At 45.9% G+C, this 25950-nt stretch carries 19 protein-coding genes and 2 tRNA genes; 14 read left to right on the top strand and 7 right to left on the bottom strand.

Annotation, left to right across the window (positions count from 1 at the left end; genetic code table 11):
- The 4 genes from T489_RS0112840 to T489_RS0112820 form a co-directional block, all read right to left on the bottom strand.
- Positions 1 to 214, bottom strand: a 214-nt coding sequence (locus tag T489_RS0112840; protein ID WP_031580400.1) for a hypothetical protein, incomplete at its 3' end; no start/stop codon positions are given.
- A 314-nt stretch (positions 215 to 528) separates the two neighbouring features.
- Positions 529 to 3933 carry a GGDEF domain-containing protein gene (locus tag T489_RS14520; protein ID WP_031580399.1) on the bottom strand — a complete coding sequence of 1135 codons (3405 nt, stop codon included), beginning with the start codon at positions 3931 to 3933 and terminating at the stop codon, positions 529 to 531.
- Between the two features lie 639 nt (positions 3934 to 4572).
- Positions 4573 to 6321: an IS1634 family transposase gene (locus T489_RS0112825; RefSeq protein WP_031580397.1), complete on the bottom strand. Its 1749-nt coding sequence runs from the start codon at positions 6319 to 6321 to the stop codon at positions 4573 to 4575.
- A 249-nt stretch (positions 6322 to 6570) separates the two neighbouring features.
- On the bottom strand, positions 6571 to 7440 hold the full coding sequence (locus T489_RS0112820; RefSeq protein ID WP_031580396.1) for a DUF2799 domain-containing protein: 870 nt from the start codon (positions 7438 to 7440) through the stop codon (positions 6571 to 6573).
- Positions 7441 to 7966: 526 nt separating this feature from the next.
- Between T489_RS0112820 and aspS the strand changes: the two genes are divergently transcribed.
- Positions 7967 to 9730, top strand: a complete 1764-nt coding sequence (gene aspS, locus T489_RS0112815) for an aspartate--tRNA ligase (protein WP_031580394.1) — start codon at positions 7967 to 7969, stop codon at positions 9728 to 9730.
- Positions 9731 to 9817: 87 nt separating this feature from the next.
- The gene (locus T489_RS0112810) at positions 9818 to 10561 is read left to right on the top strand and encodes a YebC/PmpR family DNA-binding transcriptional regulator (protein ID WP_031580393.1); all 744 of its coding nucleotides are present in this window, start codon (positions 9818 to 9820) and stop codon (positions 10559 to 10561) included.
- A gap of 438 nt (positions 10562 to 10999) precedes the next feature.
- Here the strand turns inward: T489_RS0112810 and T489_RS0112805 are convergent, their stop codons facing one another.
- Both T489_RS0112805 and mfd read right to left on the bottom strand, forming a co-directional pair.
- A complete protein-coding gene (locus tag T489_RS0112805) occupies positions 11000 to 11470 on the bottom strand; it encodes a hypothetical protein (RefSeq protein ID WP_031580392.1) in 471 nt (156 codons plus the stop codon).
- Complete coding sequence (mfd, locus tag T489_RS0112800) at positions 11460 to 14915, bottom strand: transcription-repair coupling factor (protein WP_037320208.1); 3456 nt, start codon at positions 14913 to 14915, stop codon at positions 11460 to 11462. Before mfd ends, T489_RS0112805 begins: the two co-directional genes overlap by 11 nt.
- A gap of 205 nt (positions 14916 to 15120) precedes the next feature.
- Between mfd and T489_RS0112795 the strand changes: the two genes are divergently transcribed.
- On the top strand, positions 15121 to 15606 hold the full coding sequence (locus T489_RS0112795; RefSeq protein ID WP_051622160.1) for a (deoxy)nucleoside triphosphate pyrophosphohydrolase: 486 nt from the start codon (positions 15121 to 15123) through the stop codon (positions 15604 to 15606).
- Between the two features lie 79 nt (positions 15607 to 15685).
- On the opposite strand, the gene rho is transcribed toward T489_RS0112795, so the two are convergent.
- Positions 15686 to 16969, bottom strand: coding sequence for a transcription termination factor Rho (gene rho / locus T489_RS0112790; protein WP_031580389.1), 1284 nt, complete (start codon positions 16967 to 16969; stop codon positions 15686 to 15688).
- Between the two features lie 984 nt (positions 16970 to 17953).
- On the opposite strand from rho, the gene ruvA reads away from it, so the two are divergent.
- The 11 genes from ruvA (at position 17954) to T489_RS0112720 (ending at position 25948) form a co-directional block, all read left to right on the top strand.
- The gene (gene ruvA, locus T489_RS0112780) at positions 17954 to 18580 is read left to right on the top strand and encodes a Holliday junction branch migration protein RuvA (RefSeq protein WP_031580387.1); all 627 of its coding nucleotides are present in this window, start codon (positions 17954 to 17956) and stop codon (positions 18578 to 18580) included.
- 177 nt (positions 18581 to 18757) lie between these two features.
- Positions 18758 to 19774 carry a Holliday junction branch migration DNA helicase RuvB gene (gene ruvB / locus T489_RS0112770; protein ID WP_031580386.1) on the top strand — a complete coding sequence of 339 codons (1017 nt, stop codon included), beginning with the start codon at positions 18758 to 18760 and terminating at the stop codon, positions 19772 to 19774.
- Complete coding sequence (gene ybgC / locus T489_RS0112765) at positions 19767 to 20177, top strand: tol-pal system-associated acyl-CoA thioesterase (protein WP_031580385.1); 411 nt, start codon at positions 19767 to 19769, stop codon at positions 20175 to 20177. The genes ruvB and ybgC overlap by 8 nt, the downstream gene beginning before the upstream one ends.
- A gap of 31 nt (positions 20178 to 20208) precedes the next feature.
- Positions 20209 to 20901, top strand: coding sequence for a protein TolQ (gene tolQ / locus T489_RS0112760; RefSeq protein WP_031580384.1), 693 nt, complete (start codon positions 20209 to 20211; stop codon positions 20899 to 20901).
- Between the two features lie 78 nt (positions 20902 to 20979).
- Positions 20980 to 21339, top strand: coding sequence for a biopolymer transporter ExbD (locus T489_RS0112755; RefSeq protein ID WP_369791984.1), 360 nt, complete (start codon positions 20980 to 20982; stop codon positions 21337 to 21339).
- 14 nt (positions 21340 to 21353) lie between these two features.
- Positions 21354 to 22544 (top strand): cell envelope integrity protein TolA, encoded by a 1191-nt coding sequence (gene tolA / locus T489_RS0112750; RefSeq protein WP_051622158.1) that lies wholly within the window; start codon positions 21354 to 21356, stop codon positions 22542 to 22544.
- A 143-nt stretch (positions 22545 to 22687) separates the two neighbouring features.
- A complete protein-coding gene (gene tolB / locus T489_RS0112745; RefSeq protein WP_232218332.1) occupies positions 22688 to 23959 on the top strand; it encodes a Tol-Pal system beta propeller repeat protein TolB in 1272 nt (423 codons plus the stop codon).
- A 40-nt stretch (positions 23960 to 23999) separates the two neighbouring features.
- Positions 24000 to 24560: a peptidoglycan-associated lipoprotein Pal gene (gene pal / locus T489_RS0112740; RefSeq protein ID WP_031580380.1), complete on the top strand. Its 561-nt coding sequence runs from the start codon at positions 24000 to 24002 to the stop codon at positions 24558 to 24560.
- A 44-nt stretch (positions 24561 to 24604) separates the two neighbouring features.
- Positions 24605 to 25363: a tol-pal system protein YbgF gene (gene ybgF / locus T489_RS14515; protein WP_051622156.1), complete on the top strand. Its 759-nt coding sequence runs from the start codon at positions 24605 to 24607 to the stop codon at positions 25361 to 25363.
- Positions 25364 to 25774: 411 nt separating this feature from the next.
- Positions 25775 to 25850: transfer RNA gene (locus tag T489_RS0112725), tRNA-Lys, on the top strand.
- A gap of 22 nt (positions 25851 to 25872) precedes the next feature.
- Positions 25873 to 25948, top strand: a tRNA-Lys gene (locus T489_RS0112720).
- Positions 25949 to 25950 lie beyond the last annotated feature (2 nt).

Genomic DNA, 25950 nt, shown 5'->3' with positions numbered 1-25950 from the left:
TGATGGTTAATTTAATGAAAGCTTCTTTTTTATTCTGCTCATTTCTATATTTTTCAATAAGTTTGTTAACCGCATCCGGATCGTTCTTTGTCAGTTCTGATTCTGTCCCAAGATATTCAACTGTTCTCTGCTTAACTTTGCCGTTTTCACGATAGCCTTCAACCAGAACAATGCTTACCTGTCCATTGGCTCTTTTAATTCTGCGAACAAACATTTCTGGACTCCTTGAAAATCAAAAAACAATCTCAAGAATATTATATTATATACATTACGTATACACAACATAAATATTTAAAGAAAAACCTCTTTTTTCAAGAGGTCTTTAACGATTTGGTATCAAACTCGGGAATAACGGAACCTAAGGTATTCCGATAATCCTTAATGAAGCCCGGTATCAATCAGTTCTGATGCCGGGCTTTTTTATGGCCTGGGCTGAAGAAGGCAGGGAGCAGTAGTTCTCCTGAAAAATAAAAACCCGTTCCCATGCGGGAACAGGTTTTAAGGTTAAGTTCCGAATGGTGAATCCGCTTATCTGTTGGATTCCATTATCATGCCGTCGGCTTCGTGAGTCATGTTTTTGAAGTTCAGAACCTTTCCCTTTCCGGTACGTTTTACTTCGTACAGAGCCGCGTCGGCACTGGTGAGCAGATCCGATTCGGTAAACGGTTTAGGCAGACTGTTGCTGTCCATTACGCCGATAGAGCATGACAGATAGTAGCGTTCAGGAAGATTGTTCACGGTTGTATGCAGGAACTCTTCGATTTCCTTCTTGTAACCGAGTTTTTTCTTCAGACTGTTGAGTACAACGGTCATACGCTGTTCAGCCTCGTCGGCATCGCAGTCCTTCATCAGGAACAGGAATTCGTCACCGCCCCAGCGGCATACAATGTCGTTAGGCCCCTTGAGACTGTTGAGAAGATCGGCAAACCATACCAGCAGCTTATCACCGATTTCATGTCCAAGATTATCGTTGTAGTACTTGAAGTTATCCAGGTCGATAAAGCCCAGGGATATGTTGCGGTCAGCAGGTAAATCAGCAATAAGCTTGGTGATTATACGGTTGAATTCCATACGGTTGTACAGACCGGTAAGCATATCGGTGGTGCTGACCTTGATAAGCTCGTTACGCTGCAGAATCATGGTGAGCTGACTTGACAGCTGCTGTGAAATCATGGTGATTGAATCATGTTCCTCTTCGTAATTGCTTCTTAAGGCCTTGTCGAAACTGAACAGCAGCATCTGACCGAATACTTCGGTACGGTCAACCAGAGGGAATATCATTACCCTGTGTACCTTGTCCGGTCCGATGGTGATATCCGTCAGCTCGGTAAATTCCTTGGTTATATGGGAATTTATGAATTTCTCAATCTTCTTGAATGAGAAGTTCGGCTGAATCTTGGATGAATTGAACTCCTGTATCAGGGAAGAGGTCCTGTTTTCCTGGGATACGAAGTAAATCATGCCGCCGTTGATATTGAAGTGTGACGACAGCAGACGCAGGGTTTCCGCAGCCAGTTGATTGTAGGAATCAACGCTAAGACTGAAGTTGTGCAGCATTGAGATGAGGCGCATTTCATGAACCTGTTTCCACAGGGTGTTAACCTTGTGTTCCTGTCTTACCAGCTGAATAATCTGGTTGAGTTCGTTCATTGGAACTTCGATTACCGAGTAGCCTTCATAAGGCTTGAAGTTCAGCTTCCAGCAGTTGATGATAAGCTTCTGGCTGTTGAACAGCTGGTTCTTTATGGCATATGAATAGCCTTCCTTCAGATACTTGAATCTGGATTCATAATCCTTGTATTCACTGAATATCTTCAGGGCAGTCATGTAGAACAGGATGTTTTCTTTCGGAGTAAGCGTTCCGAGCTTCTGGAAGTTGCGAATCTGGGCAAACAGATCCAGAGCCTGCTGCTTCTGCTTGTTCTTTACGTGAACAATGGTCTGAATCAGGTTGTACAGGAACAGCTCGCTGCCGATAAGCGGAATGTCATTGCTGATGTTGGCGCTTCTTCTGAGCATCTGTTCAGCCAGATTTATCTTGTCAAGGTAGGTGTATACCAGAGCCTTGGACAGATATATGTGGTGAATGTTGTGGAACGGCAGTCTGGTTGTCTTCAGAATTGAAAGGATTTCCTGCAGAATATCCAGAGTTGACAGCGCTTCCTTGAACAGACCGCTCAGCATGTACAGCTGAGAAATGTTGTATATGGTAATGGTGATTTCTGAGTAGTCGTTCAGGTTGATTGAGTTGCGCAGAGCCTTCATGTAGTACTCATGTGCCTTAGGGTAGTCCTCGGTTTCATTGAGTACGAAACCGATGGAGTTGTACACGTGAGTGAGCTCTACCGGTACTTCAATCTGATAGTACTGATCTTCAGACAGTCTGTAGGCATGCAGGGCGTCAGGGTATCTGCCGAGATTGAACAGAACCACGCCTTTACAGTGGTTGGCTGCCGCTATTTCGTGCTTGATGCCTGCTCTGTTTGCCAGGGTAATGGCCTTGTTGCACATTTCCAGGGCGATATTCATGTTGAGGTTCTGAGGATCAAAGCTTACCTGAGCGAAGATGTTGCGCAGAACATAAACTTCTTCCTTTATCAGATCGTATTTTTCCAGATTGTCGATAAGGGTACAGATATTGTGATATCCGTACTTGATACCGGCACGATCGTAGGCTACGAAGAGACAGAAGTTTGAAATAACCACCAGACGCATGTTCATACTGATTTCACCGAGATGAGCAGCCATCTCCGCGAAATGCAGTACAGATTCGAAGTCTGATCTGAAAATGTGGGTGTATGCCAGCTCGATGTAGGAATTGCAGGCGTCATCCGTATTGTTGTTGTACTGAGCCTTTTCGTACATGAGGTCGAAGGCGATGAGCGCGTCTTCGTATTCATGCTTGTACAGTCTGGCTCGGCCCAGCAGGTGGTAGATGAGTTCTTCGTTCTTGAATTTCTTGTCTTTGCTGAATCTTATTTCCTGTATCAGGGAGTTGGCGATTTCAATAACCTCGTCATAGCAGAGGTAGTTGAAGAGTATGCCGCAGCGTTCAACCGCATCCTCGAAGGTAAGGATAGGCTTTGCCTGATACTTGAGCTTAGGCCACTGGTTGTCCGTACTGTTGCCCCTGTAATCTGGATCAGAAGGACGGATGAGAGCAAAGAAACGTTCGATTTCACCTTCCATTTCCAGCCATTTGGCGGGAGTGGTGGCATTGAGCAGATTTTCTGAATTGAACCCTAAAAGCAGTATGCAGTTTGGAGTGTTCAGAAGTTCCTGTTCATCATCATCCTCGTTGTTGTATGCTGAAAAAATGTTGAGAGAACGTCGGCGCTGCTGATCTTCACGAAGCTTGATTGCCTTCTTCTGCATTTCATTGAGAGACTGTTCCCTGATTGAATAAATGTAGGTGGAGTCTCCGGTGTTGGTCTTGAGAATGTCAATCAGAAACTTGATTGAGCTCGGACCGGCATACTGAAGATTGCAGATGCATACGGGGATAGGATCCGGACCGCTCAGCAGATGGTGCAGCAGGGTCTGGATGTGCTTTCTGATTCTCAGCTTGATGTATTCGAGATCAGAAGGCATGTAGTATTCTTTGATGTCAAAACGGTTCTGCAGCATGGAATTAAGCATGTTGGATTCGTATTTGCCTAATTTCAGCAGTCTGGAAACCTGGGTAAGTTCAATATTGTGTCTGAACAGCAGTTCGTTGATCAGATAGAGAATAGGGGATAAAGGCGCAAAGTAATCTTCAGGTGTCAGCTGAATCCTTATGGGATTGCTGATACCCTTCTTCTCACACAGAATATTGAAATCGTTGCGAATCTCAGCCTGATTGTTGTGGGAGACTGCGATTGTCTGGATTTCCCTATTCTTTAAATTCTGCAGATAAGCCTGCTCTAATGCTCTGCGTAAATATAATGACACTTTTGCTAACTTATTATCTTAAATTGATAAAAACAACACTAAAAAAGGTTAAAACGGCACTTTGAGATGTTCCGGAATGCCGGAAGTTTTCCATGTTTCCTCTGCCGTGAGACAGTCACGTATACAGAACTGCTGATTCGGTCAGTCCGTTAATGTCTCTCAGTCCCCGCGGTAAAAATACTATGTGCAATCATTCCGTAGGTTTTAACCAGTGGTGCAGCACGATAACAGCTGCTATGCATCACATCTGATTTGATCTGCCCCCTCTGACGGGAGTTGTTTATAAACGTTATATTATTATTGTTATGACTTCATCGTATATTGTACACCATAAATCACGTGTACCGGCTCAGGTTTGCTCCTCTGGATATCTTGTCTGATTATTATTTGTGCTAAACATGAACCTTATATATTTAAAGCAATTATATTTTAAACCTAATGTGAGGTAAATGCCTAAAGCTTTAAATTGATTTGAGACATCTGTTTGAAAAAAGCGTTTTCGTTTTTTGTCAAAAAAAACGGGGGTTCGTATTGGCAAGGTTTTCAAAGGCTGAATGATGTTTCTGAACTGAAATTTCAGCAGAGAATCAGAGAAAATTATGCCGTACGTTACGATCCTAAAAGTTGGATAATCAGTACTCAAAATTTCATGCCTAGATAATTGATCAGGATCCGGTCTCTTTCAGTTATCTCTGTTGACCATCTCCTTGAACGAAGCTTGGCAGAGACCTTAATTTCTTCAACTGCATCAAACCATTGCAATGTCAGGTAAACAGGAGTGTTGTTCATCCAAGACAATAGCTTCTTTTTGTTCTTTCTTGTCTCCGCCAAATCCTTTTCTGCTGTTATATCTTCCTCAAGTTTGAGTTTTATCTGGCGAAGCTGTTCGCTTAAATATTCGTAATAGCACAGAGCTACAAACTGCACAAACATTCTGCCCATAAGACTTTCGCTCGACCATACTCTTGTGCGGGTACCATCTGTTTTCTGTTTACCTGCTTCAAAAAACTGTTCTATGGTTTCACGTCTGCGGTACTTGCTAAGACATTCAAACGGATCCTTTTCACAGTTGGATACAAGAGCAAAGTATCCGTGATACTTCTTGGCATCAGCTATTGTTTTCTCATTGAATGTTACATTGACAGCTTTTCCCCGACGGTTAATATTGAGGTATTTGTTTATTTTTTCAATAGCCCCTGGTGAGAGCTCTTCCTCTGCCGTTCCTTTTTCGACTAGATACTTAAGTTCAAACATGTCTTTGTCAAATGTGGAATCCTGTTCCACCTTGCGGAACGGGTTAAAGTATAGATGCAGATAGATTCTGCGCTCGAATGATTCCTGTGTTCCACCTGCAAGTCCCTTCTTCATGCTCGCATACTTTCTTTGTCTCGTAAACTCGTGTTTAAGCATTACTGAAACACCATGGGTATTGGTGTCAAAAGGACAGGCACTGCCTGTGCTGCTGAACTCGTTAAATCTGTTTTCAAGTTCTTTTTTTACCCAGCTGATGCCAATTTTGACCAGTGTTATAAAGTCAAAGCGGGCATGGAGCATTTCGGCAAGATTCTTCTCAGAATAGTATCCGTTATCAGTTACTATTTCAGCCTTTTTAACACCTAAGACCTGAAGCTGTTTTAACGCATTTTCTATAGTGATTACATCCGGTTGATTTCCCTGCTGTCTGGTAAATACGACAGGCTGTCTGGTTTCAACTGAATACAGTGACAGGAGCTTTACTGTTGGAAGACCGTCATGAGCCTTGTTGAATCCAAATCTTGCTTCCGATATTTGCTTTGAATATGTCGATATCGTGGTGGAATCATATGCCAGCAGTGCAGTATCTCCAGCCTTTTCAATCCTGGATGCAAAGAAACTCTGCATCAGGGATTCATTACGTCCTACGTCTGTAAAAAGGTTGTGGTATATACTCTCAGAAAGTCCTTCATCATAGGGAAGCGGATGAGAGTACTGCCATGAAGTTATTCCCGGCAGACTCTGTCCATCCGTAGCAAGCAGGTATCTTGCAAGAGAGATTATCTTCTGCGCTGTCCCTTTGTCGGTGTTGGCATAAATTGCATCATCAATTCCCGAGATCTTGCCTATGTGATCGATGATATCCATCATACCCACCTTCCGTCTGGAGACAGTTATCTCAGATTGTTGTTCCTTTGAATTTAATACTTTTGTTCCGTTTGGACGTTTAGGGCGCGTCAGAACCATTTCTTTTTCACCTTTAGGAATTTTTCCTAAAATTTTACTTGATAGTACAACATTAAACTTTTTGACAGAATCATATTTGGTCTTGCGCTCGATAACATAGATATCACCGTTCTTCTGCTTTTGTTGAACAATTCTTGTTTTAACTTCTTCTGACGCTTTTAATGCCATATTGCAATTCCTGTATTGAGTATATGTTATATTATAATATATACTCAATACTCAATACAAAAGCAATAAAAAATGCTGATAAATCAAAGAAATATCAGCTAAAAAATCAAATATATTTTTTAAAAAATCTAGATTGAGTAATGGTTATCTAATTTTTAGGTTACGATGAACGGAAACGGAGTTCATTATGACATACGGCAGCGTTTTTGGTTTTTTGAATTTCCGCAGTGATTACTCCGGAAAAATGCTTTAGCGGTGACAGCGGTGCCTGTCTGAACTGAAGCTCCTGTAGTATTCAGGATTTGAGGAGTCCAGATACCTGTCAATCTCGCGTCTCAGCTTTCGTTCCTCGTCTCTCAGACAGTCACGCTCACGCTTGTATTTCTGAAATTCGGACTGGCTTTCGGTTCTGTCCATCTTTCTGCTGACCGACTCGATGTCGTATCTGATTCTGTCCAGTTCCTCATTGGCTCTCTGCAGATTTTCCTTAACGGTTCTGGCTTCGGTATAGGATCTGTAGTACGGCATTTTTTCCATTTCACTGCGGTAGTTTCTTACGTGTGCGGAACGGCCTTCGGAGTTTCTCAGACGGTTGTAGTCTGATTCGGCGCTGTATCGCAGCTGTTCCAGGTAACGGTAGTCACTGCTGAGTTCATCGTATATGCGTCCCCTGAAGTCGCCGCTTCGCAGATATCCGTCGATTTCATTCAGAGCGTCGTCGATTTCCCTTATCTGGCGATCCATGTCGTATACGGCATATCCTCTTTCGTATTTCTCTCTGAACCGGTGTTCGTTACGCGTGCCGTTGCAGATGTCAGTAAGTTCTTCTCCTCTAAGACCCATGTCGTAGGCTTTTGAAGGATTGCAGAAAACCTCGGCGCCGTCCCTTCTGCCCCGGAAGTAGGCTGATCTGTCCACAAAAACATACTGCTGACATGCTGAAACGTATTCCTCAAACAATGATGAGGATTTACCGTTTGTTCCGTCAGCGTATCCCTGTTCGTGCCAGTCGGCAGTCCTGCATTCATCCTCGGACATCACGGCACAGCCGGAAACGGCGGACAGTATCAGGACTGAGACCGCCGGCAGTGTTAATAATTCTGGTTTGAGAAAGTTCATGGTGCAGCTTTCCTGTCTGATGGTTAATACGGCCGGAAACGGGAATGTTTCCGCACGCCGCAGGCTGACATCATTCGCATTTCGGCGGATAATCCGTGCGCGGCGTCTTTATATTTTATAGATTATATGTTTTTTGGACTGGACAAAACGTGAAGACTGCAGGAACGTGCGTTTTTTCACGGATAATCGACGCGACCGCCGCGGGCCGCAGCATGAAGGACCGGATTTCCGGCGGAACTGATTCGGCATGATGATTGCAGCGTTTACGGCTGACAGCGTACATGCGGAGACTGTCCGTCCCTGAACAACGCGTTTCAGCGTACATTCCCGAACGCCAGTCAGTCCGGTGTCGGGCTTTTTCCGGCAGAGGATAAAATTTTAAATCAATCAGCGCTGTTAAAAATGTGTAAGATCCTGACGGATTGTTGTATAATACGCCGATCTTTTATTTTTTATTCCCGAAATCCAATTGTGTATACCTTTCCGTCTGAATGAAGGGAAGGGAGAAAGAGGTATTTTTATGTCTATGCGCTCAATTTATTGCGGTGACGTGAGTGAGTCTCAGCTGGAGCAGAAGGTTGTACTTTGTGGCTGGGTTAATCGCCGCAGAGATTTAGGTGGCCTTATTTTTATCGATATGCGTGACAGAGCCGGTATCGTTCAGGTTTATTTCGATCCGGACCAGAAAGAATCACACGAGCTTGCTTCCACACTCCGTAATGAGTGCTGCATCAAGGTTACCGGTATTGTCAAGGCAAGACCTGATAATCAGATTAATGCAGGTATGAAGACCGGTAAGGTTGAAGTAATGGCAACTGAACTTGAAATCATCAACCGTTCAGATGCGCTTCCTCTTGATTTCAATCAGGAAAATGCCGAAGAGCTCCGTCTCAAGTACAGATACATTGATTTAAGACGTCCTGAAATGCTTGAACGCTTCAAGATCCGTGCAAGCATCACTAGTTATGTAAGAAACTTCCTGGACAGCCACAACTTCCTGGATGTTGAAACTCCGATGCTCACCAAGGCTACCCCTGAAGGCGCCCGAGACTATCTGGTTCCAAGCCGTATTCATCACGGCAAGTTCTACGCTCTGCCGCAGTCTCCTCAGCTCTTCAAGCAGCTGCTGATGATGTCAGGCTTTGACAGATACTATCAGATTGTAAAGTGCTTCCGCGATGAAGACCTGAGAGCCGACCGTCAGCCTGAATTCACTCAGATCGATGTGGAAACCTCATTCATGACCGCCAGAGACGTTCAGGAAATCATGGAAGAAATGATTACCGGTCTGTGGAAGAAGATTCTTAACGTTGATTTAGGCAAGTTCCCGGTAATGACCTGGGACGAGGCCATGAGAAAGTACGGTTCAGACAAGCCTGATCTCCGCATCAAGGCTGAAATGGTTGATATCGCCGATCTGGTTAAGGACTGCGAATTCTCAGTATTCAATGGTCCTGCAAACTCACCTAAGGGTAGAGTTGTTGCTCTCTGCATGCAGGGCGGTGCCGAAAAGACCACCAGAAAGGTTATCGATGAATACACCAAGCATGTTGCTCTCTTCGGTGCAAAGGGTCTTGCATGGATGAAGGTTAACGCCGTAAACGCAGGTGTTGCAGGTGTTCAGTCTCCAATCGCCAAGTTCCTCAGTGACGATATCGTAAACGGTATTCTTTCAAGAACCGGCGCAGCGGCAGGAGACATCATCTTCTTCGGTGCCGACAGTGACGGTCTGGTTGTTTCAACCGCCATCGGCGCCTTAAGACTCAAGGCTGCCAGAGATTTAGGTCTCGTAGGTGAAGGCTTCAGGGCATTGTGGGTTGTTGACTTCCCTATGTTTGAAAAGAATCAGGACGGTTCAATTGCAGCAATGCATCATCCGTTCACCGCTCCTAAGACCACCAATCCTGATGATCTTAAGAACGATCCTTACTCAGTTTACGCTGATGCATACGATATGGTAATCAACGGTTACGAAGTAGGCGGCGGTTCAGTACGTATTCACAGGAATGAAATGCAGCAGGCCGTATTCTCAGTTCTCGGCATCAATGAAAAGGAACAGAAGGAAAAGTTCGGCTTCCTGCTCGATGCACTCAGGTTCGGTACTCCTCCTCATGCAGGTCTTGCCTTCGGTCTTGACCGTTTAACCATGCTGATTACCGGTACCGATAATATCCGTGACGTAATTGCATTCCCTAAGACCACTGCTGCAGCATGTCTGATGACTGATGCTCCAAGCTTCGCTTCTGCAGATGCTCTTAACGAACTGTCAATTGCCGTTAAGGATGAATAACAGTTTTTAATTAGTCGGCGGACCTTTAAGTGTTAATCCCCTGATTTTTTAAAGGTTCGTATTATCAAATATTCAGGAGAAATTTAAATGTCAGGTCATAGTAAATGGGCTAATATACGTTTCCGTAAAGCCGCTCAGGATGCCAAGCGCGGTAAGGTATTTACCAAGCTGATTCGTGAAATTACCACTGCTGCTCGTATCGGCGGCGGTGACCAGAATGCAAACCCTCGTTTACGTGCTGCTGTTGCAAGCGCATTATCACAGAACATGACTCGTGATACCGTAAACAGAGCAATTGAACGCGGTACCGGCGGCGGTGACGGTGTTGAACTCGAAACCATCGTTTATGAAGGTTACGGTCCGTGCGGCAGTGCATTCATGGTTGAATGCATGACTGATAACCGCAACCGTACCGTATCAGACGTTCGTCACGGCTTCACCAAGTTCGGCGGCAACCTCGGTACCAGCGGTTCAGTAGCTTATCTCTTCACCAAGAAGGGTATCATCACTTTTGATGAAGGCGATGAAGATCAGATCATGGAAATCGCTCTTGAAGCAGGTGCTGATGACGTTATCACCAATGATGACGGTTCAATCGAAATCAATACCACTCCCGAAAGCTTCGGTGCCGTACTCGACGCCGTTGAAGCAGCAGGTCTCAAGCACTCAAACGCTCAGGTAACCATGGTTGCTTCTACTGAAGCCGACGTGGACATGGATCATGCCGAAACCTTCATGAAGCTGGTTGACTACCTCGAAGATCTCGATGATGTTCAGGAAGTTTATCACAATGGTGTTATGAGTGACGAAGTAGCCGCTTCTTTAGGTTAATTTACGTAACTCTTACTTACTCTTTGATGAAAAAACCGAAACTGCCGTGAGGGCAGTCTCGGTTTTTTTTGGATCTTTCCGAACGGCTTATTGTGAGATGAACCTATAATTTATAGCATACGGATTATTAATTGATGAAACAGTTCAGAATTTCATTCCTGTATTATTTTTCTGTCTGAAACAGTTCTGTGTTATCCGGAATTTTCTGATGAACAGACATTTAAACGATTTGCAGCTGCAATATGTTGCCTGAGCCTGAGTTCTGACGGTTTTTAATGCTTCTGTCGTATGCGGAACGGAACCATATGACCTTCAGTTTTGAAGAATTTCTGGCGGATAAAAAATGATGAATATGAAAAGAATCCGGAGATGTTTAAACGTACAGGGAAGTAATATAAAAAAATAAAGAGGATATGCCTCCTCTTTATTTTCAGTGTGTTATTTCTGAGAAGCACCGCCGTCCTGCAGTGGTTTCATCATTCCGCTGTTTGTGGTAGGAGGATTGTCGGAGTTCTCATCAAAGTTTACGCTGTCCTGCGGAACAACCCTCATGAGTGAGAATTCGGTAATGTTGTATTTTTCATTGACAAATTCCAGCTTGCAGACAAATGAGAGATTATCATCAAGACTTTCAGCGGTACCCACGAAGGAATAGGTGACATTGCCGTCCTTGTTTTTGCCTTCGTGACGATCGGTAACCTTTTTTCTGTAGGTATCTCCAAGTCTTAATCCGACCAGTGCCATACAGTTCTTTTCAGCGATGGAAGTACTGCTTGCGGATTTCTTCTTTGCCTGAGCAGTCTTCTGGGCTGCGGCAGGAGTCTTGTCTGCTTCCGCTGCATTAACATAATTGAACGGCAGTGTTGCGATAAGTACGAGACCTGCCATTTTCAGCAGTTTATTTTTCATAGTGGGTATCCATTTCAGTTAGTATGTTCTGTATTTGCTGTATTCTCCTGTCAGCCTCCGGGCTGCTTTCAACTATGCGCAGTCTGGAGGTTCCGTCAAGACGGAATTCATTGCTGCGTTCGAGAACCAGGGATCTCAGATAATCAAAATTCACATGTATTTTATCACCAAATTCTATTGAACCGTATTTGCTGTTCATTTCGATGGACTTTATGCCTAATTTCTGTGATAAGAGCTTTAATTTATTAATGGTTATTACGTTTCTGGCTTCAGGTCGCAGAGCTCCGAAACGGTCGACTATCTCAGCCTGAATCTCATCGATTTCACTGCTGTCCCTGCAGGATGACAGTCGCTTGTAGAGCTGAAGTCTGTTGCCGATGTCGTAGATGTAGTTTTCAGGGAACAGTACCGGAATGTGCAGTTCTATGCTGACCTCGTGATGACTCATGTTTTCAAGAGTAGGTTCCTTTCCTTCCTTCATCTGTTCAACCGCGGCATCCAGCATGTCCATGTAGAGATTGAAGCCAATGCCTTCAATCTGACCTGACTGTTCATCGCCGAGAATTTCACCTGCACCGCGTATTTCCAGATCCTGATTTGCCAGAATGAATCCTGAACCAAGTTCTTCCAGTGAGGCTATTGCTTCAAGACGCTTGCGGGCATCGTTTGACAGAGAACCGGCAGGCGGGGTAAGCAGGTATGCGTAGGCCTGATGGTGTGAACGGCCGACACGTCCTCTCAGCTGATGCAGCTGGGCAAGACCGAAGTGGTCGGCACCCTCGATAATGATGGTGTTGGCGGTAGGTACGTCAAGACCTGTTTCGATAATGGTGGAGCACACCAGCACGTTAATGCGCTGACGGTAGAAATCATGCATGATTCTGCTGAGCTCATGCTGATGCATCTGCGCATGCGCCACGGCGATTCTTGCTTCAGGCAGAAGTCCGGCGAGTCTTTCGGCGGTGATGTTGATGCTTTTCACGTCATTATGCAGATAGTAGCACTGACCGCCGCGCTTGAGCTCTCGGGATATTGCTTCCCTGACGATGGTGTCGCTGTTTTCGTGAACGAAGGTTTTTACCGCGAGTCTTCTGGCAGGAGGCGTGGCGATAATTGACAGATCCCTGATGCCGTTCAGGGAAAGATTCAGGGTGCGCGGAATCGGAGTGGCGGTCATTGTCAGAATGTCCACTTCGGCTCTGAGCGATTTGATCTTTTCCTTCTGACTTACGCCGAAACGATGTTCCTCGTCGATAATCAGCAGACCGAGATCCTTATATCTGATTCCCTTGCCGAGAAGCTTGTGGGTACCGATGATGATGTCGACCTTGCCTTCGGCAATTCTGCCGAGAATGTCCTTTTCGGTTTTGGCGGAGTTGAAACGGCTGAGGCATTCAATAACCAGCGGGGTTCTTGCAAATCTGTCACGGAAACTTTCATAGTGCTGATCCGCAAGCAGGGTGGTAGGTACCAGAATGACCACCTGCTTTCCGGCGGAAGCCGCAATGAAGGCTGCTCTCATGGCAACTTCGGTTTTACCGAATCCCACGTCGCCGCAGATAAGTCGATCCATCGGTTTGTCGCTGCTCATGTCTTCAAGCACGGCATCAATGGCTCTTTGCTGATCGTCTGTCGGCTGGAATTTGAAGCCTGCGGCAAAATCGGCATATTCACTCTTGTTGACAGGATACTGAATACCCTTTTTGAGTCTGCGTCTGGCGTATATATCCAGCAGTGATGCGGCCACATCCCTGATTTTGGAGGCTGCCCTGTCCCTTGCCTTTTTCCAGGCGTCGGTTCCGAGTCTGGTGAGTTTGGTTTCCTCAGGTCCGCTGTAGCGTGACAGCAGGTACAGTGAGGTTATGGGAATGTACATTCTGGCGTCATTGGCGTAATTGAGGGCAACGAATTCAGTTTTTACGCCGTCAATGGTAAGCACCTGCAGACCGTCATAGGCACCGATGCCGTACTGCTCGTGTACCACTCGGTCTCCAATCTTGAGTTCGGCCAGATTTTTGATGACGGCATCCTGATTGAAGTTGCGGTTGCGCTTTGCATGACGGCGATGGGTTACGGAGGTGGTGCCCAGAAGTTCGTTTTCGGTAATCACCGCCAGATTTCTGTTAAGCACTGCGCCGGAATTTATCGGAGCGATGGTTACGGCAAAGCGTTCACTTCCGTTGATGAAATCCTGCAGGGATTCGACTTCCGCATATCTGATTTTTTCATGCAGCAGGTCATAGATAATGGATTTTCTGCCTTCGGTTTCCACAGTGAGCAGGATTCTTCCCCTGAAGTTTTCGATAAAGCTCAGGAACGGCTCGAACGGTTCTTCAAGAGCCTGGTTCAGCGCAATCGGAGGAAGATGTGATGTTCCCGCGTTCATGGCATTGCGGGGCGCTTCATCATTGCTGGTGAACAGCCTGTATGTGTCGTATCTGTTGGCAAGGGATCTCAGAGTGTTCAGATCGTAGAAGAGCATTTCCGGTTTCAGACTCGGATGCTCAGGATTGCCAAGGTATCTGCCGGCACGATCCTGAATGTCCTTATAGAAGCTCTCGGCCGCAGGAGTCAGATCCTCCATCAGTACCAGTCTGACGTTATCCTGCAGATAGTCGAACAGGCTGGCCGGTTCCTCTTTGAAAAACAGGGGCATATAGTATTCAATACCTGACGGAATGCTGTGTTTTGACACACTCTGATATATCAGGTGGTCAGGCAGGGTGGAGGTGCTGAACTGCTCGCGGTATCTGACGCGGAACAGGGAAATCGAATCCTCGTCAAACGGAAATTCATGAGCCGGGAGCAGTTTGATTTCAGGAACTGTTTTAACGGATCTCTGGGTTTCTATGTCAAAAATACTGATGGAATCTATTTCGTCGTCAAAGAAGTCTATGCGGTATGGATGATTGCTTCCCATCGGATACAGGTCGATTATTGAACCTCTGGTGGTGAATTCTCCGTGTTCCAGAACCTGCTGAACGGCATAGTAGCCGGCATTGATGAGACGTTCCTTGAGTGCCGGAATGTCAACTCTGTCTCCGGTCTTCATCAGGAATGATTCCCTGACAATGAAATCAACCGGAGGGAGTTTTCCCATAAGGGTATTGATGTTTACCAGCACCACAAGCCCCTTGCGGCAGGTCAGCTGATACATGATTTCCAGTCTTCTGGAGATTATGTCCTTGTGCGGGGAGAAGCTGTCATACGGAAGGGTTTCTGGATCCGGGAAAAACCACACCCTGTCCCTGCCTATGAGATAAATGAGCTCCTGTTCCAGTGAGGCGGCCTCCTGAACGTTTCTGGTTACCACCAGCACGTTGATATCCTGATTTTCACTGAGTCTGGCGATAATCAGAGATGAGGCGCAGCCACTGATATCCTTGATGTTTTTTTTGTGACCGGCACCGGTCATTTCCAGATTGATATCTATAATGTTCAGCATAGACTGTTCTTAGGTTTGAAATTCGACTTATCGGTTCAGGCACGGCCGGGAAAACGGAACGGATACTGACAGCGTTCCGATTCATGTTCCGTACAGCCGATTTCGGCATAAAACGGTATTTACTGAGGCAATGAGCCCGTGAAAAGGGTAAAATGCCGTACATGAAAAACTTGTCGTATTTTATCATGAAAACAGGATTGCAACCATGACTAACAGTCTGAAGACCATGGACGAAAACGTATCTTTCGAAGGTGCCGGAAACACTGAACATCGGGAGCCTCTTAAAGAGCTGGAGGTTACCACCGGAATTCTTTATCAGAACGGACGTTTCTTCTGCGGCAGGAGAAAGCCGGGAATGTCCATGGCGGGTAAATGGGAATTTCCGGGAGGAAAGATAGAAAAGGGTGAGACCGCGGAGCAGTGCGTGGTGAGGGAACTGAATGAAGAGCTGCACGTCAGGGCGGAAATTCTGAACAAGCTCGGCGTCATCGTACATGACTACAGTGATTTCAGAATCATACTGCACGTTTTTGTATGCAGAATAACTGACGGTAAAACACCGTGGAGCAGTGAGCATTCAGATGCGGACTGGCGCACACCGGCTGAACTGGAAAAGCTTGCATGGGATGAATGTGACATCAGAATTTTTCCGCCGCTTAAGGAATGGCTCCGTCATCATCAGGCGGATTAGACGGCATATAAAAAAGGAAGAGGCCTGAGGCCTCTTCCTTCTGCTGACAACCGGGATGCGATTGTCCGAAAACCTGAAACTACTTCTTCATTGATTCGAAGAATTCTTCATTGGTCTTGGTCATTGACAGATGCTGAATCAGGAATTCTGCACCCTTTGATTCGTCTTCGTCAGATGAATTCATGGCATTGATGAACTTGCGGATAATCCACATCTTTGCCAGTTCGTCCTGAGAGGTCAGAAGTTCGTCATGACGGGTACTTGAACGGTTCACGCTGATTGCAGGGAAGATACGCTTTTCAGCAAGCTTGCGCACCAGGTGAAGTTCCATGTTACCGGTACCCTTGAATTCTTCGTAGATTACGTCATCCATCTTTGAACCGGTTTCAATAAGAGCGGTACCGATAATGGTGAGTGAACCGCCTTCTTCAATGTTACGGGCTGCACCGAACAGAGCCTTAGGTCCCTGTAACGCACCTGCATCCACACCACCGGTCAGCACGCGGCCTGATGATTCCTTGGTGATGTTGTAGGCACGTGCCAGACGGGTAATGGAGTCCAGCAGGATAACAACGTCATGCTTGTGTTCAACCAGACGCTTGGCCTTTTCGATTACCATTTCGGCAACCTGTACGTGTCTCTTGGGATCTTCATCGAAGGTTGAGGCGAATACTTCACCCTGTACCATGCGCTGCATTTCGGTTACTTCTTCAGGACGTTCGTCGATGAGGAGAACAATCAGGTCGCATTCAGGATTGTTGGCGTGAATGCTCTGCGCAATATTCTGAAGAATCATGGTCTTACCGGCTTTAGGAGGAGCTACGATAAGTCCGCGCTGACCTTTACCGATAGGAGAAACCAGATCGATTACTCTGGCGGTGATGTCTTCGGTAGATCCGTTGCCTCTTTCTAATCTAAGTCTTTCATTAGGATGAATAGGAGTAAGATTTTCGAAGAGAATCTTGTGCTTGTTTACGGCAGGATCCTCGTGGTTGATGGTGTCTGCGCGAAGAAGTGCGAAGTACTTTTCATTATCAGCCTTTGGAGGCTTGATCTTGCCGAATACGGTGTCACCGTTACGGAGGTTTGATTTTCTGATCTGGCTCTGTGATACGTAGATATCAATAGGGCTTGGCTGATATGAACATTCGGCATCTCTTAAAAAGCCGTATCCGCCTTTTTCGCCATCGATAATCTGCAGAACGCCTTCACCGAAAATGTCTTCACCACTTTTAGCCTTGGCTCTGAGAATGTTATAGATAATGTCTTTTCTTGACTGACGGCCGAGGTTTTCCAACCCCATTTCTTCACCCATACTGATTAAATCAGCGGTTTGTATTTTTTTTAGATCTGATAAATTCATAGAATTTTAGATTAGTAGAAGTTATTAAAATGTGTCTTTACAGTTAAATATGAAATACGTTAAAACTGAAGTAAAAACGACAATCCTGCTCTCGCACGCGTAACCGCGCTGGACGGTAAATCATGCGACGGTTTTCATGAAATTAATGAATTCAAACAATACACAACAGACACATTACATGACCAAAGGGTATTCTTAAGAAATTTATTAAAGAGATTACTTGGGAAAATATTGTATATATCTGTCAGTATTTTCTGAAAATCAAAAAATCCTGTTTGAAAACTGGTGCAAATTTAACACTATAATTCCGTTTTGTCTAATGTTTTTTACTGGCCGGAGCTTGAAAAATAAGTTTTGGTAGCAATTTCATGTCGGCTCCCGGAATAATCAGCGTACGTTTTATTCCTCATCAGAATCGGTGTTCTGAGGCGTTAAAATCGCCGTATATCCGCATTGTCATGTGGATTATGTTAAGGAGGAGAGCAGCCTGAGCTCTCTCTTTTTCAGGTGATTTTCATCCGCAAAATTCGTTTTATGCGATTACCGGTGAAAATCAGGAAAAATTTACCGGAATTTCGGAAACTGCGGAAAATTCATCTGAACATTCAATCGTAATCCATGGTGAACAGGAAGGCAGTCATCGTCCGGTCGCCGTTTAATCAGTTCCCTGACGGATGAAATTTATATCAGGTATAAAAAATCTGACAGATACATTTATAAAATATTTGTACATAACAGTGTCGATGTATTATCATTTATAACGCACGATGTCACTGCCTTCGGTCTGCAGTCTTGACACCCGTACCTAAAAAAGCAAAAATTAACAGAATTTTAGACAAAACGGCAGTCGGACATGAAAGTTCCCGCATCCGTTCACGTCTCATGTGACGGCACTGTATTACGGACGGTGGATACGGGTGGCGGACAGTTTATGATTAAAGGCGGACCGGAGTCAGACTGTATTATTTCCGAGGAGTTTCAGACATGATTGGTTCATTACGCGGTAAGTTGATTGAAAAGAACGCCCCTGACGTACTGATTGAGGTTAACGGGGTGGGATACGAACTGTCCATGCCTATGAGCAGTTTCTATAATCTGCCTGAAATCGGCGGTGAGGTATTTGTTTACACCTGCTTTGTGGTAAGAGAGGATGCGCAGCTTCTTTTCGGTTTTACCAGCAGGGAGGCCAAGGTGCTGTTCAAGGAGCTTATCAAGGTCAGCGGCATCGGACCGAAGATTGCTCTGGCGATTCTGTCTTCCTTTAATCCGGGGCAGTTCGTCAACGCCGTCAAGAATGACAGCATCAATTCCATTGTCAAGGTTCCGGGTATCGGCAAAAAGACGGCTGAACGTCTGGTAATTGAAATAAAGGACAGGGTAAGCAGCTGGAAGATTAATGATGCCGGCAGTATTGAAAGTTCCGCAAGGGATCCTGAACTTCCTGCCGAAGATACCGGCGTTGTCATTGATTCTGACGTGGAAAGTCAGGCGGTTCAGGCTCTGGTGGCACTCGGCTACAAGCCGACCCAGGCGGCTTCCTCAGTGCATAAGCTCTACCGTGACGGCATGAGCGTTCAGGATGTCATAAAGGTTGCCCTCAAGAGCATATAGTATAGCAGCCTTAAGCGTAATTTAAATTAGTGAACAGTCAGGCGGAAGATGCCTGATGAAAGAATTCAGGAACGGGTACCCGCAGACGCCGGGCATCATAATGATACCTCCGGTATTGCTGATGATGCGGAAGCACAGGTGCCGGTTCGGATATAAAGAGCGGAGATTTTTCATCCAATGAGTATTGAACCAGACAGAGTTTTAAGTTCCTCAACCCAGAGCAGGGAAGAGGAGAGCGTGGACAGGGCTCTGAGACCAAAAAAACTCAGTGACTACGTGGGACAGCATGACATGAGACAGCAGCTGGAGATTTCCATTGCCGCCGCCAGAAAACGTCGCGAACCTCTGGATCATGTGCTGATTTTCGGACCGCCTGGACTCGGCAAGACTACCATCGCCAAAATCATTGCGAACGAAATGGGCGTCAACATTATTGAAACCTCCGGTCCGGTTCTGGAAAAGAAGGCGGATCTTGCGGCTCTTCTTACCAAGCTTGAGCCGAATGACGTGCTGTTTATCGATGAAATTCACCGTCTCAATCCGATTATCGAGGAATTTCTCTATCCAGTGATGGAAGACTATCAGGCCGACATTATCATCGGTGAAGGTCCGTCAGCAGCCTCAATCAAGCTGGACATCGCTCCTTTTACGCTTATAGGCGCCACCACCAAGGCAGGGTCTCTGACTTCACCTCTGCATGACCGTTTCGGTATCGTACACCGTCTGCAGTACTATAATGTAGCTGATCTTACCTCCATCGTGAAGCGCTCCGCAGCGGTTCTCGGACTCAATCTTGAAACAGCCGGAGCTAGGGAAATCGCCTGCAGAAGCAGGGGAACCCCGAGAATAGCCAACCGTCTGCTCCGCCGCGTGCGTGATTATGCCGACGTCAAGAACAACGGCGTAATCAACAGAGAGGTCGCTGCCTATTCTCTGGAAATGTTAAAGATTGATGACTGCGGTTTTGATGATCTGGACAGACGTTATCTCAGAACCATTATAGAAAGATTCAACGGCGGTCCGGTAGGTGTTGACACCCTGGCCGCCATTCTCGGTGAGGATCGCGATACCATTGAGGATGTTCTCGAACCGTACATGATGCAGGAAGGTTATATTCAGCGAACTCCTAGAGGCCGTATGGCAACCAGGGAAAGCTACGATTATTTTGATATGGAGATGCCTGAGAATGAGTGATAAATTCTTTTTTAGCGTCAGAGTCTATTATGAGGATACAGATGCAGGCGGAGTAGTGTATAATGCGAACTACGTAAAGTTCCTGGAGAGGGCGCGAACCGAGTGGCTCAGGGCTCACGGCGTAAAGCAGAGTGAACTGCTGGAAAAGGGATTCGGTTTCGTGGTGGCCAGCATGCAGGTGGATTTCAAGCGTTCGGCAAAACTGGACGATCTGCTTCTGGTCAGCAGTACCATAAAGGAAGTAAAATCCGCATCGGCGGTTTTTGCACAGGAAATTACTGATGAAGAGGGCAATGTTTACATCAGGGCCGTCACCAAGATAGCCTGCGTTGACGTGAACAGAAAGCGCCCGTCAGTCATTCCTCAGGATATTAAAGAGGTTTTTTTAAGTGAATGCGATTGAACAAGTAGTTACGGAAACTCCGGCACCTCAGGTGGCAAACGGTGATTTATCAATTACCCAGCTTATTATTGATGCCAGCCCTCTGGTTCAGGGCGTTATGCTTTTTCTTCTGATTTTAAGCGTGGTGAGCTGGACCGTAATCATCCAGCGCGGCAGATATCTCAAGTACTGCAGCAGAATGGCCGTTCAGTTTGAGAACGAGTTCTGGGGCAACATCGACCTTAACCAGCTGTATCAGAACTGCAAGAGCAAGACGTCTCTTTCCGCCATGGAAAAGATTTTTACCGCAGGCTTCACTGAATTCGCCCGCATGCACAGACAGGGTGTAAAGAACAAGGATACCCTTATGGACGGTACCTACAGAGCCATGAAGGTTTCCTGCTCAAGAGAAATCGAAGCTCTGGAAAATCATCTGCCGACCCTGGCAACCATCGGTTCAATCAGTCCGTACATCGGTCTGTTCGGTACCGTATGGGGAATTATGAGTGCATTCGTGGCACTGTCAGCTGTTAAGAACGCCACTCTTGCCATGGTTGCTCCGCCTATCGCTGAAGCTCTGATTGCTACCGCAATGGGTCTTTTTGCGGCTATTCCGGCAGTACTTTTCTACAACAGATACGCAACCAAGGTTGAAAAACTTGAGAATCAGTATCTGAATTTCATTGATGAATTTTCCACAATTCTGAACAGAAACACGGCATCAAGTGCTAACAATCAGCAGTAAGAGGATTCTGGTGTGAGAAGAAGCAGAGCAAAAAACAGACCGGTAGCTGAAATAAATGTTGTGCCTTACATTGACGTAATGATGGTACTTCTGGTTATCTTCATAGCCACCGCACCGGTAGTAATGCAGGGGGTTACCGTTGATTTGCCTCAGGCTGAATCAGAGCAGATGAGCGAAGAACTCAAAACCCCGATTGTATGCACTGCAGACGTTAACGGACGCTATTTCGTGGATCTCGGTGATTCACACATTGAAGTACGTGAACTGAACGAGCTGACTTCCATTGTTTCAGATTATCTGATGACCAGACCGGGCAGTCCGGTGGTGGTTCAGGGGGATGCCCATGCTTCATATGACAGTGTGGTGCAGCTTATGAATGCACTCAAGAGAGCCGGCGTTGAGAGTGTCGGTCTGGTAACCCAGCCAATCAGCAACTAGTTAAGGTTAAGAACGTGAAATTAAATTTTACTTCAGCCGCCGTAATATCAGTGTTACTGCACGTAACACTGTTTTTGGTGCTTTTTGCAGGTTTCAGCATTTCATGCGAAGACCATGTGAAAAAGCCTGAAGCCCAGCTGATGCATGCCGTTGTCATTGATCCGAGCCAGCTTCCGAAAAGAAAAAGAGGCAGTCCTAATGCCGCTTCCAGGGCTGAAGAGGCCATGAAGCAGGAGGAAGCCCGCCGTCAGCAGGAAGCCGAAAGAAAGAAGGCTGAAGAGCAGAAGAGAATTGCCGATCTCAGAAAGCAGGAAGAGCAGAAGAAGATCGAGGAACAGAAAAAGGCCGAAGAACAGAAGAAGATCGAAGAGCAGAAAAAGGCTGAAGAACAGAAGAAGATCGAAGAGCAGAAAAAGGCTGAAGAGCAGAAAAAGGCTGAAGAACAGAAAAAGATTGAAGAACAGAAGCGTATAGAAGCCGAGAAGAAGCTTGCTCTGGAAAAGAAAAAGAAAGAAGAAGAGGCTAAGAAGAAGGCTGAGGAAGAAAAGAAGAAAAAGGAAGCCGAGGCAAAGAAGAAGGCTGAGGAAGAAAAGAAGAAAAAGGAAGCCGAGGCAAAGAAGAAGGCTGAGGAAGAAAAGAAGAAGAAGGAAGCCGAGGCAAAGAAGAAGGCCGAGGAAGAAAAGAAGAAGAAAGCCGAGGAAGAAAAGAAGAAGGCTGAAGAAGCCAGGAAGAAAGCCGAAGAGGAAAAGAAAAAAGCTGAGGCCGAAGCTAAAAAGAAAGCTGAAGCTGAAGCAAAGAAAAAGGCCGAAGCCGAAGCAAAACGAAAGGCTGAAGAGGAAAGAAGCCGCAGACAGGCTCAGCAGGCTGAAGACGATCTGTTCAAGGAGCTTGGAGACGGCGGCAGCGATGACGTGACTTCTGGCGGTACTGCCGGAAACGCCAAGGATCGTGAAAATTATCTTTACGGTCAGACAGTAAAGGAAACAATCGGAAGATACTGGAACGTAGACAGATCCATGAACGGAAAGACGGGTATTCTGACGCTTAAGATTAATGATAACGGCCAGATTACCTCACAGAGCTGTACCGGTGACAAGAGGGTCTGTGATGCTGCCATAAGAGCGGTGACGATTCTGGGAACACTGCCGAAACCACCTTCAGCGGACTGTCATTCAATTAAACTGAAGTTGACTCCGAGTGTTTAATTTTTTGCCAGAAAGGCCATAATTTTGTATAGTAGATACGTTTATCAGACAGCCGGATAAATTTAAGGAAAACGACCGGCTGCTAAAGGAGCTGATAACCCATTATCAGAAATATCGGGTGATAAAGGACTAAAATGAAGTTTTTGAGTAAATTGATCGGAGCTGCATGCCTGTGTATCGGCATGAATGCTCATGCTGAACTGAATCTTGAACTTACCGGTGGTATCGATTCAGGCAGAAAGATAACCGTCGTACCGTTCGGTGGTCAGAACATGGTAAGTGTCAACATGGCAAAGGTTATCAATGATGACCTGTCAAGAACCGGTGTTTTTGCGCCTACAGCCAATAATAATCTGAGAGCCAATCCGCATGCCTACGGTGACATCAGAACATCAGATTTTGATCTCGGTACCGAAGTTGTAGTGGTCGGTGACATCAAAACCGGGACCAAGGGATTTCAGGTAAGCTATACCGCCGTTACCCTCAACGGTTCAAAGGTGGTACCTGTTCTCAACATGCGTGCGGAAGTTCCCGCAGCGCAGATGCGTACCTATGCCCATATGATAAGTAATGCGGTTTTTGAAAAGCTGACTTCCATAAAGGGAGCATTCCTTACCAAGATTGCCTACATCAGAACCGTTTTCGGTTCCAAGTATCCTTATGAACTCTGTATTTCAGACTATGACGGCGCCAATGAAAACCGCCTGGTTGTATCAACTCAGCCTCTGATGAGTCCGAGCTGGTCTCCTGACGGCAGAAAGCTCGCCTATGTTTCCTTTGAAAATAGAAAGGCTGAAATATTCGTGATTGACATTGCCACCAAGGCCCGTACCAAGCTGACTTCGTTCCCCGGTCTTAACGGTAATCCGAAATGGTCTCCGGACGGCAGAAAACTTGCAGTGGTTCTTTCAAAGGACGGCAATCCTGAAATATACATAATTGACATCGCCAGCAGAAAGCTTTCCAGAGTAACCAACAATCCGGCAATTGATACCGAACCTGCGTGGAGCGCTTCCGGCAATGAACTTTATTTTGTTTCTGAAAGAGGCGGAAAGGCTCAGATTTACCAGTACAGTCTGAGAAGCGGCGGGGTGCAGAAGGTTACCCATCAGCCTGTAAAGAACCTTTCTCCTGCTGCAATGCCTGACGGTTCAGGACTTGTAATGATTAACCAGAGCTCAGGATTTACCATCAGCAGACAGGACAGCAGCGGTGGATTCTATGCTCTCAGCAATACCAGACTTGATGAATCTCCGACTGTTGCACCTAACAGTAATATGATTATGTACAGTACCGTTAGCGGCGGCAGAAAGGGTCTGGTAATTGTTTCTTCAGACGGAAGAAGCAGATGGTCCATGGACAGAGGTCGCGGGGAAATGTCTCAGCCTGCATGGTCTCCGTACAGAAATAAATAACTACATGTCAGTTTTTTGTAATTTAATGTGAAGGTGAAAAATGTTTAAAAAATTTGCTCAATGCTTACTTCTCGGTGTGTTTGTTGCCGCACTTAACGGTTGTGCCACCACTGATGATGCAGGTTCACTGGTAGAAGATCCGTTAAATGGCGGCAGTACCGGCAGTGAAGACGGTATCCTTGAAGACGGTGCGGTTATCGTTGGTGAAAACTACGATTCATACAATGACGGTCTGCATCTTACCGACGTACAGAGAGCCAAGCTTCAGGCTCTGAAGCAGGACGGTACCATTTACTTCGGTTACGACAGAGATGATATCCCTGATCGTTACGTATCTTTACTTCAGGCTCATGCAGAATTCTTAATGAGTGCTCCTGAAGTCAAGATCATTATTGAAGGTCACACCGACGAACGCGGTACTCCTGAATACAATATCGCACTCGGCGAACGTCGTGCACGTTCAGTTGCCCGTTACCTGCTTAACCTCGGCGTAACCCCTGATCAGATTTCAATCGTAAGTTACGGTGAAGAAAAGCCTCAGAGCTTCGGTCACGGTGAAAGCGCCTGGTCCAAGAACCGCAGAGCTGTAATTTCATATTAATTGTTTTAGTATGCCGTCTGGCTGTTTTTTAGACGAGTAGACAGATGTTAAAGAAATTATTAATAGCAACCGTTCTGCTGTCATCAGGTACCGTGTACGCCGACAGCTATGAGCTTCTCCAGCAGCAGCTGAGAAGCCGTGATGCGGCCATCCTGGACATGCAGAACAGAATTGACTCCAATGAACAGGTTATTCGTGATCTTCAGGGACAGGTTGATGATCTGAAATATCAGCTTAACCAGTTCGAGATGCAGTTTAATTCCCTGCAGAAGCAGGTGTCGGATCTTGCCGGCAGATCAGCCATTACCGCTGATGCCGTACAGGGACCGGCCACCGGAGTTCAGACTTTCGAAAAACCGGCTCCTGCCGTTTCTTCAAAAGCTCCTGCTCCGGCAGCACAGGAAAAGCAGTCTGCGGCCCCATCTTCCAGTCAGGATGAGCAGAAGGCCTATGATCTGGCATTTGCCAGGGTCAGCAGCAATGACTTTCCGGGGGCCAAGGTTGCTTTCGGTAATTTTATAGAGCAGTATCCGAACTCCAAGCTTCTGCCTAACTGTTTTTACTGGCTGGGGCAGATGGCCTACAAGCAGCAGCATTATGACGAGGCCAAGCAGAATTTTCTGAAGGTCACACAGTATTCCGATTCGCAGAAGCGAGCTGATTCCATCTACAAGCTGGGACAGATTTCTCAGGCGACAAAGGATACCGCCAAGGCCAGAAAGTTCTATCAGCTCGTCATGAAGAGTTATCCGAACACTACTGAAGCCGTGATGGCTCAGAGAGCATTAGAGTCAATTAAATAATTATTATTACTTGTGTGTGTTTTAAAGAGGTATGTACCAGGGTGCATACCTCTTTTTTTATCCTCATCAGTTACGTTCCGGAGAAGCGCCTTAAGGCTCCGGAGACCGGTGTAAAAAGAGGTAAAGATAAACAGGGAGCGCATCCCAGGCGTCAGTATGGAAAGGGTTCTGAGGGCTTAAATGCCCGTGGTTCAGACGCATGAAATTCAGTGTGAAAACATAAAGAATTTCATGGTTGTTTTAATAATAATCAAAAAGAACAAAATATCGTCAAAAAGCATTAAAATTCTAAAAAAAATGTAAAATTTTAAAATTAATACTTGCATTGATTTTTAAATACTGTATTATAGCACCTGTCGAGACGAGGTAACTCTGAAAGCCTGTTATAATAGGCTGAAGACTTGATGAAAAGGGTCGTTAGCTCAGTCGGTAGAGCAGCGGACTTTTAATCCGTTGGTCGACGGTTCGAATCCGTCACGACCCACCACTTCAACTCGATATGATAAGACGGGTCCTTAGCTCAGTTGGTAGAGCAGTTGACTCTTAATCAATTGGTCCAGGGTTCGAGTCCCTGAGGACCCACCATT

The organism is Ruminobacter sp. RM87, from assembly GCF_000701925.1.
In the GTDB taxonomy this organism is placed as follows: domain Bacteria; phylum Pseudomonadota; class Gammaproteobacteria; order Enterobacterales; family Succinivibrionaceae; genus Ruminobacter; species Ruminobacter amylophilus.
Note: the sequence above shows the minus strand (reverse complement) of the source record. Positions and strands in the feature narration are given on the sequence as shown.